Raw genomic sequence first — 2,891 nt, 5'->3', positions numbered from 1 at the left:
GCGTTCCGGTTCATGTCGCAGGCCAGGCATGTGGGCAAGTTGGTGCTGCGGATGCCCCGGGCGCTGGAGGCGGACGGCACGGTGTTGATCACGGGTGGCACGGGCACGCTGGGTGCTCTGGTGGCCCGGCATCTGGTCACCGAGCACGGCGTGCGCAGTCTGGTGCTGACCAGCCGGCGTGGCCCGGACGCCCCGGGGACGGACGCCCTCGTGACGGAGCTGACCGGGCTCGGGGCCGACGTCACCGTCGAGGCGTGTGACGCCGCCGACCGGGATGCGCTGGCGGGGGTGCTGGCGCGGGTACCGGCGCTCACGGGCGTGGTCCACGCGGCCGGAGTGCTCGATGACGGCCTCATCGAGACCATGGACACCGACCGGCTGGAGCGGGTGCTGCGGGCCAAGGTCGACGGTGCGGTCCACCTGCACGAACTGACCGCCGACCACGACCTCGCCGCCTTCGTCCTCTTCTCCTCCGTCGCCGGAGTCATCGGCGGTCCGGCGCAGGCCAACTACGCCGCCGCGAACGCGTTCCTCGACGCGCTCGCCGCCCACCGGCAGGCCGCCGGACTGCCCGGCACCTCGCTGGCCTGGGGCCTGTGGGGAGAGGCGACCGGCATGACCGGGCACCTCGACCGCGACGACCTGAACCGGATGGCGCGCGGTGGTGTCCTGCCGTTCTCCTCGCGGCTCGGCCTGAGGCTCTTCGACGTCGGCCGGTCGCTGCCGCAGGCACTGGTCGTGCCGCTGCGCCTGGACGTGGCCGCACTGCGCACCTTGGCCGCGGCGGGCTCGCTGCCGGGCGTGTTCAGCGGCCTGGTGCGCACTCCCGTGCGGCGCGTCGCGGCGGCCGACGGGAAGACCGGCGGGTCGGCCTGGCAGCGGAGGATCGCCGCGCTCGCTCCGGCCGAGCGCTCACGCGCGGTGCTGGACATGGTCCGCACGCACGTCGCCGCCGTACTGGGACACGGCGACCCGACGGCCGTGGCCGCCGACCGCGGTTTCAAGGACCTCGGGTTCGACTCGCTGACCGCGGTCGAACTGCGCAACCGCCTCACCGCCGACACGGGACTGCGGCTGCCCGCCACCCTCGTCTTCGACTACCCGACCCCGGCCGTGCTGGCACGGCACCTCGGCGCCGAACTGTCCGGCACGCACCCGACCCCGGCCGTCCCGGAGACCCCCGCGGCCCGGACCGGTGCCGACGAGCCGATCGCGATCATCGGCATGTCCTGCCGGTTCCCCGGAGACGTACGCTCGGCCGACGACCTGTGGCGGCTGGTCGCGGAGGGCAGGGACGCCATCTCCGAGTTCCCCGCCAACCGTGGCTGGGACCTCGCGCGGCTCTTCCATCCGCACCCCGACCACCCGGGCACCAGTTACACGCGATCCGGTGGCTTCCTGCACGACGCGGACCTGTTCGACGCCGACCTGTTCGGCATCAACCCCCGTGAGGCGCTGGCGATGGACCCGCAGCAACGGCTGCTGCTGGAAGCCTCCTGGGAAGCCCTCGAACACGCCGGCGTCGCGCCGGACTCCCTCACCGGCACCCGGACCGGCGTGTACACCGGGCTGGTCGCCCAGGGGTACGCCAGTCGCCTGGACCGGGCTCCGGAGGAACTCGAGGGCTACCTGGGCACCGGCAACACGCCGAGCGTGGGCTCCGGGCGGGTCGCCTACGCCTTCGGCTTCGAGGGCCCCGCCGTCACCGTCGACACCGCCTGCTCCTCCTCACTCGTCGCCCTGCACCTGGCGGTGCGGGCGCTGCGCGGCGGCGAGTGCACGCTGGCGCTGGCCGGCGGGGCGACCGTGATGGCGGAACCGGGGCTGTTCGTCGAGTTCAGCCGGCAGCGCGGTCTCGCGGCGGACGGCCGCTGCAAGGCGTTCTCGGCGGACGGCGACGGCTTCGGACCGGCCGAGGGCGTCGGCGTCCTCATCGTGGAGCGACTGTCGGACGCCGTACGCAACGGACACCGCGTCCTCGCCGTCGTCCGCGGCTCGGCGGTGAACCAGGACGGCGCCAGCAACGGCCTCACCGCGCCGAACGGCCCCTCCCAGCAGCGCGTCATCCGGCAGGCGCTGGCCGACGCGGGCCTGTCGCCCCAGCACGTCGACGCCGTCGAGGCGCACGGGACGGGCACGGCGCTCGGCGACCCCATCGAGGCCCAGGCCCTCATCGCGACGTACGGCCAGGACCGGCCCGAGGAACGCCCCGTCCATCTCGGCTCCGTGAAGTCGAACATCGGGCACACCCAGGCCGCCGCGGGCGTGGCCGGTGTGATCAAGATGGTGATGGCTCTGCGCGAGGGGGTGCTGCCGCAGACACTGCACGTCGACGAGCCGACCCCGCACGTCGACTGGACCGCGGGCTCCGTACGCCTGCTGACCGACGCCACACCGTGGCCGGAGACCGGCCGGCCGCGACGGGCGGCGGTGTCCTCCTTCGGCATCAGCGGCACCAACGCGCACGTCGTCCTGGAACAGGCCCCCGACACCGCGCCCGCCGCCCTGCCGCAGACCCGGCCGCCGTCGGGCGGCACCCTTCCCTGGGTGCTCTCCGGCCACACCGCCGAGGCACTGTACGCGCAGGCCCGCGCCCTCGCGGCGTTCCTGCGGACGGCGCCTCAGCAGGCGCTGCCGGACGTCGCGCACACCCTGGCGACCGCCCGTGCCACGCTGCCCGAACGGGCGGTGCTGACCGCCGAGGACCCGGCCGGACTCCTGAGAGCCCTGGACGCACTCGGTAGCGGGGAGACCCTCCACGGCGTGGTGGCCGGCCCGGCCCGCGCCGAGGGACGGCTGGCGCTGCTGTTCAGTGGTCAGGGGAGTCAGCGGGTGGGGATGGGGCGGGAGTTGTGTGCTTCGTTCCCGGTGTTCGCGGAGGCTTTCGAGGC

Annotated in this window: 1 protein-coding gene; it reads left to right on the top strand. The window is 74.3% G+C overall.

Translation table 11 applies throughout. From position 1 onward, the window contains the following. A partial coding sequence (locus tag KUM38_RS42710; protein WP_254398552.1) for a type I polyketide synthase occupies window positions 1–2,891 on the top strand: 2,891 nt, incomplete at both ends.

The sequence above is a fragment of the Streptomyces sp. AC558_RSS880 genome (assembly GCF_019049255.1).
Lineage (GTDB): Bacteria > Actinomycetota > Actinomycetes > Streptomycetales > Streptomycetaceae > Streptomyces.
Note: the sequence above shows the minus strand (reverse complement) of the source record. Positions and strands in the feature narration are given on the sequence as shown.